Raw genomic sequence first — 6,563 nt, forward strand, 5'->3', positions numbered from 1 at the left:
TCCGGCCCGCTCCCCTCGGCGCAGGAAGAACATTACCCGAAGGTGGACGGGGCTCCAAAACGGGTATCCGCGCGGACGAGCGCCGGGAGTTCGGCGAGAGTCGAGATCCGGCGGCAGACGGCCTCCCCCGCGGCCTGCGCGGAGCCCGTCCGGCGGTCGATCCACACGGACAGCAGCCCGGCCTCGGCGGCGCCCCGCCCGTCGATCTCCGGGTGGTCGCCGACGTACGCCACCTCGTGCGGAGGCAACCGCAGCGCCTCGCAGACGGCCAGGAAGGCGCCGGCCTCCGGCTTGGACACGCCCAGCTCGGCGGCGCACAGCACGACCTCGAAGCGGTCCAGGAGGCCGAGGGTGCGCAGCTTGTGCTCCTGGACCGTGAGGCTGGAGTTGGACAGCACCGCGTGCCGGTGGCTGGCGGAGAGGGCCTCCAGAGCGGGCAGGACGTCCGGGAAGAGGCTCCAGGCGGCCTCGTAGTGCCCGATGTACCGCCGGAACCAGGCGTCGGCCTCGGCGTCGGTCAGGTCCGCGTCCAGGAAGATCCGCACGCGGTCGCGCCGCTGCTCCTCGAAGCCGACCTCCCCCGCCGAGAACCGCGCCCACTGCTGGTCGGTGATCTCCCGCCACCGGGTGAGGGCCTGTTCGGGGCCGTCGTACCCGGCGAGCAGTCCTTCCACCGCCAGATGCGCCCGCATGCCCTCGCGGTCGGCGGTCGTGTAGTCGAACAGGGTGTCGTCCACGTCCCAGACCACGGCTCTGATCGTCATGCCACCGACCGTACCGCCGAACGGCTGGCAGGCTGGGCGGCATGAGCGATTACCGCGTCCAGTTCACCGTCGAGGCCCGTGCGACGTTCGACACCCTGCCCGCTGAGCGCCGAACACAGTTGGACAGGGCCGTACGCATCCTGGCGCGCGACCCGTTCCGGAAGACCTCGACCGCACAGCTGGGCCCCGACGAGCACCTGCGCAAGGCGTACGTGGCCCCGGGCGTCATGCTGGAGTACATGGTGGCCGGCGCGCTCATGGTCGTCGTCGTAGTGGAGATCTTCGACGAGAGTGCCTATCTGGTCGACGAAGCCGACGCACAGTGACTGACGCAACAGGGGCGGCACCCGGAACACACCGGGTGCCGCCCCTGACGCATGGGCCGGCTACGCGCTCAGCCTCGCCAGGGCCGCGTCGATCCTGGCCAGGGCCTTCTCCTTGCCCAGGACCTCCAGGGACTCGAAGAGCGGCAGGCCGACGGTGCGGCCGGTGACGGCGACGCGGACCGGGGCCTGGGCCTTGCCGAGCTTGAGGCCGTGCGCCTCACCGGCGGCCAGGACGGCCTCCTTCAGGGCCTCGGGGGAGGTCCAGTCGGCCGACTCCAGCTTCTCCCGCGCCGTGCGGAGCAGGGCGTCGCTGCCCTCCTTCATCGCCTTCGTCCACGAGGCCTCGTCGTAGACCGGCTCGGCCAGGAAGAGGAAGTCGACGTTGTCGGTGATCTCCGACAGGACCTTGAGGCGGGTCTGGGCGTGCGGGGCGATGGCCTGCCACTTGGCCTCGTCGAAGTCCTCCGGCGCCCAGGGGGCGAAGGGGGCCTTCAGCCACGGGCGGCAGCGCTCGGTGAACTCCTTCACATCCAGCATGCGGATGTGGTCGCCGTTGATCGCCTCGCACTTCTTCAGGTCGAAGCGGGCCGGGTTGGGGTTCACGTCGGAGATGTCGAAGGCGGCGACCATCTCGTCGATGCCGAAGACGTCCTGGTCCGCGGAGAGCGACCAGCCCAGCAGGGACAGGTAGTTGAGCAGGCCCTCGGGCAGGAAGCCCTGCTCGCGGTAGAGGTTCAGGGACGACTGCGGGTCGCGCTTGGAGAGCTTCTTGTTGCCCTCGCCCATGACGTAGGGGAGGTGGCCGAAGTCCGGGATCCGCTTCGCGATGCCCAGGTCGATCAGCGCCTTGTACAGCGCGATCTGGCGCGGGGTGGAGGAGAGCAGGTCCTCGCCGCGCAGGACGTGGGTGATCTCCATCAGGGCGTCGTCGACCGGGTTGACCAGCGTGTACAGCGGGGCGCCGTTCGCGCGGACGATGCCGTAGTCCGGCACGTTCTCCGGGGTGAAGGTCAGCTCGCCGCGCACCAGGTCGGTGAAGGTGATCGTCTCGTCGGGCATCCGGAAGCGGACGATCGGGGTGCGGCCCTGGGCCCGGTACTCCTCGACCTGCCCGGCGCTCAGGTCGCGGCAGTGGCCGTCGTAGCCGGAGGGCCGGCCGGCGGCGCGGGCGGCCTCGCGGCGGGTGTCCAGCTCCTCCTGGGAGCAGTAGCAGTGGTAGGCGTGCCCGGCGTCCAGCAGCTTCTGGGCGACGTCGGCGTAGATGCCCATGCGCTGCGACTGGCGGTACGGCGCGTGCGGCCCGCCGACCTCCGGGCCCTCGTCCCAGTCGAAGCCGAGCCAGCGCATCGCGTCGAGCAGCTGGTTGTACGACTCCTCCGAGTCGCGGGCGGCGTCGGTGTCCTCGATGCGGAAGACCAGGGTGCCCTGGTGGTGCCGGGCGAACGCCCAGTTGAACAGGGCGGTGCGGACCAGGCCCACGTGGGGGTTACCGGTGGGCGAGGGACAGAAACGGACGCGTACGGGTGAGGCGGGTGCGCTAGCCACGCTTGACAACCTTGTTGGTGAGAGTGCCGATGCCTTCGATGGAGACGGCGACCTCGTCGCCGACGTTCAGGGGGCCGACCCCTGCCGGGGTGCCGGTGAGGATGACGTCGCCGGGGAGCAGGGTCATGGCCTCGGAGATGTTGACGACCAGGTCCTCGATGGGGTGGATCATCTCGCTCGTGCGGCCCAGCTGGCGCTGCTCTCCGTTGACCGTGAGCTGGACGGTGAGGTCGTTCGCCCGGTCCAGGTCGATCCCGGTCTCCACCCACGGGCCGAGCGGGCAGGAGCTGTCGAAGCCCTTCGCCCGGGCCCACTGCTTCTCCCGGCGCTGCACATCGCGGGCGGTGACGTCGTTGGCGCAGGTGTAGCCGAAGATGACGTCCTTGACGCGCTCACGCGGGACCTCGCGGCACATGCGGCCGATGACGACGGCCAGCTCGGCCTCGTGGTGCAGTTCCTCGGAGAAGGAGGGGTACTGGATGTCGTCGCCGGGGCCGATCACCGAGGTGGACGGCTTGAAGAAGGCGAAGGGGGCGTCCGGCACCTCGTTGCCCAGCTCGCGCGCGTGCTCGGCGTAGTTGCGCCCGAAGGCCACGACCTTGTTGGGGAGGACCGGCGGGAGCAGCCTGACCTTGCTCAGCGGCACCTTCGTACCGGAGAGCTCGTGGTCCGCGAACGGGATGCCCTTGATGATGTCGAGGACGAGTTCGTCCTGCTTGTCGCCCTCGACCGCGCCGAAGGCGACGTTCCCGTCGATGGAGAACCTGGCGATGCGCACGGGATCCTTGCGCCCCTTACTGAGAACCGGCGTACTGACGCCCCAGGTTAACCGGTCGGACCGCGCATTTCCGCCGGGAAAGAGCGGTCATACGGGTGGGGCCGCCGGTGTGCGCCGGCGGCCCCGTGTTCAGCCCGTGTTCAGAACGAAGAGTGAGCGCGGGAGCCCCCGTATGCGGCACGAAGGGTGGGCGCGGGAGCCCCTCGGCGGGCCGGGGTGGCCCCGTCGGCTACTCTGCCGAGGCCGTCGCGCCGGCCGGGACGTCCACCAGCACCGTGCGGCGGGGGTTGGCCGTCTGGGCGGGGAGTTCGAGGGAGTGCTCCGGCAGCTCCGGCGTCTCGAGTTCGCCGGCGTCGTTCAGATGCGCCAGGGTGGTGCGTCGTGGGTTGGCGATCTTGTGGAACATCATCGTCGTCTTCACGGTTGTACGAGTCCTGGTTCTGTGTCGGCGGGCTTACAGAAGCGTCCCTCTTGTAAAGCGTCAGGCTAAACATCCAATTCCCTGCCGATGGCGCCAACTGCCCACGAGGTGCGTGTGAGTTTGCTCACGACCTCGCGGACAATTCGGTCAAATCGCACCGGCAACACGCCCTGTCGAAACGGACATTGACCACCTGAAGCCCTCATTCCGCTCCTGATCATGGCGACTCAGACACCTGACCCCGGGCGCCAACTCGCAGGGATACGCCCGATATGACCGGGATCAGCCTCCACGGCTGGTGACGCGGCACTCACAGCCCGTCACGTAGGTCACAGCTAGGGACACGGCCCTTGTTGGAGATCCGGCACTGTGCTGGAATTCCACGGACCGCCGCAGGGATCGAGCCGGCGCACAAGGGGCGCGAAGCAGCGCCGCGCGGCGGCCGAGACAGGGGGGAACCAGCGCCGGTCACTCAAGACCACCGGGGGGCGTATTCAGGGCGCTCTCCACAACGCCGACACCGTGTCCCTCCGTTCACGCGGAGGGGTGCCTGGTCCAGAGGTTGCGACGCTAGTGCAGGGACGTTTCAAGAGGGATGGCAGCGCTTCGGCGGAGCCGGAGTCGCACGACAGGACTGGCCCCATGAAGGGCAGCTCCTCGCCCCAGCACGCCCAGAACCCGGGCCCGGCTCCGTCCGCGGACGGCGGTGAGCGCGGCGGACGTCCCGGCGTGTCGGCCCCGACGGCCGCCACCGGGACGGGCACCTCCGGCGCCGCCCCCGCGCCGCCCATCAAGCCCGCCAAGGGCTCCAGCGGCCCCGGCTCGCGCCTGGCCCTGCGCAACTGGCGCATCTCCACGCGTCTGGTCTCGTTGCTCGCGCTGCCCGTGGTCGCGGCGACCTCGCTGGGCGCGCTGCGCATCGACCAGAACATCACCGACATCCAGCAGCTCGACAACATGAAGCTGCTGACGGACATGACCAAGCAGGCCACCGAGCTGGCCGCCGCGCTCCAGGAGGAGCGCGACCAGTCCGCCGGTCCGCTGGCGCACGGTCTGAACGCGACCGACTACACGGTCAAGGGCTACCGGGACAAGACCGACCGCGCCCTGCAGAACTTCGAGAACTCCACCCAGGAGATCGACGACGCCAGCAAGAACGGCAACCTCCAGGGCGTCCGTGACAACCTCGTCGGCATCTTCAACCAGCTGGACCAGCTGGCCAAGATCCGCAAGGCCGCCTACGGGCAGCAGGGCAACTCGACCCAGACGATCGAGTCGTACCACCGGCTGATCACCCAGCTGATCGACCTGTCCCAGGACATGGCCCAGGCGTCCAGCAACCCGGAGATGATCTCGCGCACCCGCGCGCTCGCGGCCTTCTCCACGGCCAAGGAGTACGCCTCCGTGCAGCGCGCCACGATCGCCGCCGCGCTGCCCGCGACCACGACCAGCAAGGGCGACCTCTCCGAGAACGACCGCCTCTACGGCCAGTCCGCGTACGACAGCGAGCTCTCGGAAATCGCGATCTTCCGCAAGATCTACGCGAGCCACAACGCCGAGGAACTCCTCAAGCCGATCGACAACGGCAACCCGACGATCGAGTCCGCCGACACCTACGCCAAGCGCGTCTTCGACTCGCGCGACGGCCTGCAGAGCCTGAACGCGCGCTCGTACCGCGACTGGGTGGACGACAGCTCGACCAAGATCGAGCAGATGAAGAAGATCGAGCACACCCTGCTCGAGGAGATGGAGCAGAAGGCCCGCGAGCTGAAGAGCGCCACCCAGCAGGACGCCATCATCTCCGGTGCGCTGATCCTCCTCGTGCTCGGTGTGTCGCTGGTCGGCGCGTTCATCGTGGCCCGCTCCATGATCCGCTCGCTGCGCCGGCTGCAGGAGACCGCGACCAAGGTCGCCCAGGACCGCCTGCCCGAGCTGGTCAAGCAGCTGTCGGAGTCCGACCCGCAGGACGTCGACACCTCGGTGGAGTCGGTCGGTGTGCACTCCCGGGACGAGATCGGCCAGGTGGCCGCGGCCTTCGACGACGTGCACCGCGAGGCGGTCCGCCTCGCCGCCGAGCAGGCCCTGCTGCGGGGCAACGTCAACGCGATGTTCACCAACCTCTCGCGCCGCTCGCAGGGTCTGATCCAGCGCCAGCTGTCGCTGATCTCCGAACTGGAGTCCCGCGAGGCCGACCCGGACCAGCTGTCCTCGCTGTTCAAGCTCGACCACCTCGCGACGCGTATGCGCCGTAACGGTGAGAACCTCCTCGTCCTCGCCGGTGAGGAGCCCGGCCGCCGCTGGACCCGCCCGGTCCCGCTGGTCGACGTGCTCCGCGCCGCCGCGTCCGAGGTGGAGCAGTACGAGCGCATCGAGCTGGCCGCCGTGCCGACGACCGAGGTCGCCGGCCGCGTGGTCAACGACCTCGTGCACCTGCTCGCCGAGCTGCTCGAGAACGCGACCTCCTTCTCCTCCCCGCAGACCAAGGTCAAGGTCACCGGTCACGCGCTGCCCGACGGCCGCGTGCTGATCGAGATCCACGACACCGGTATCGGCCTCTCCCCTGAGGACCTCGCGGCGATCAACGAGCGGCTCGCCTCGCCGCCCACCGTGGACGTCTCCGTCTCCCGCCGCATGGGCCTGTTCGTGGTCGGCCGGCTGTCCCAGCGGCACGGCATCCGCATCCAGCTGCGCCCGTCCGACTCCGGTGGTACGACCGCGCTGGTCATGCT

6 protein-coding genes are annotated in these 6,563 nt (G+C 69.4%); 2 read left to right on the top strand and 4 right to left on the bottom strand.

Annotation, left to right across the window (positions count from 1 at the left end; translation table 11 throughout):
- Positions 1–32: 32 nt before the first annotated feature.
- Positions 33–764, bottom strand: a complete 732-nt coding sequence (locus ABB07_RS11480; protein WP_208898626.1) for an HAD family hydrolase — start codon at positions 762–764, stop codon at positions 33–35.
- Positions 765–805: 41 nt separating this feature from the next.
- On the opposite strand from ABB07_RS11480, the gene ABB07_RS11485 reads away from it, so the two are divergent.
- The gene (locus ABB07_RS11485) at positions 806–1,090 is read left to right on the top strand and encodes a hypothetical protein (RefSeq protein WP_208898627.1); all 285 of its coding nucleotides are present in this window, start codon (positions 806–808) and stop codon (positions 1,088–1,090) included.
- A 60-nt stretch (positions 1,091–1,150) separates the two neighbouring features.
- Here ABB07_RS11485 and gltX read toward each other — a convergent pair whose 3' ends face one another.
- The 3 genes from gltX to ABB07_RS11500 form a co-directional block, all read right to left on the bottom strand.
- Positions 1,151–2,635, bottom strand: a complete 1,485-nt coding sequence (gene gltX, locus ABB07_RS11490) for a glutamate--tRNA ligase (RefSeq protein ID WP_208898628.1) — start codon at positions 2,633–2,635, stop codon at positions 1,151–1,153.
- Positions 2,628–3,413: a fumarylacetoacetate hydrolase family protein gene (locus ABB07_RS11495; RefSeq protein ID WP_208898629.1), complete on the bottom strand. Its 786-nt coding sequence runs from the start codon at positions 3,411–3,413 to the stop codon at positions 2,628–2,630. The genes gltX and ABB07_RS11495 overlap by 8 nt, the downstream gene beginning before the upstream one ends.
- Before the next feature lie 229 nt (positions 3,414–3,642).
- A complete protein-coding gene (locus ABB07_RS11500; protein ID WP_208898630.1) occupies positions 3,643–3,834 on the bottom strand; it encodes a hypothetical protein in 192 nt (63 codons plus the stop codon).
- 573 nt (positions 3,835–4,407) lie between these two features.
- Between ABB07_RS11500 and ABB07_RS40775 the strand changes: the two genes are divergently transcribed.
- The coding region (locus tag ABB07_RS40775) for a sensor histidine kinase (RefSeq protein WP_244189755.1) at positions 4,408–6,563 on the top strand (2,156 nt) is incomplete at its 3' end.

This window comes from Streptomyces incarnatus, assembly GCF_001027185.1.
In the GTDB taxonomy this organism is placed as follows: Bacteria; Actinomycetota; Actinomycetes; order Streptomycetales; family Streptomycetaceae; genus Streptomyces; species Streptomyces puniciscabiei.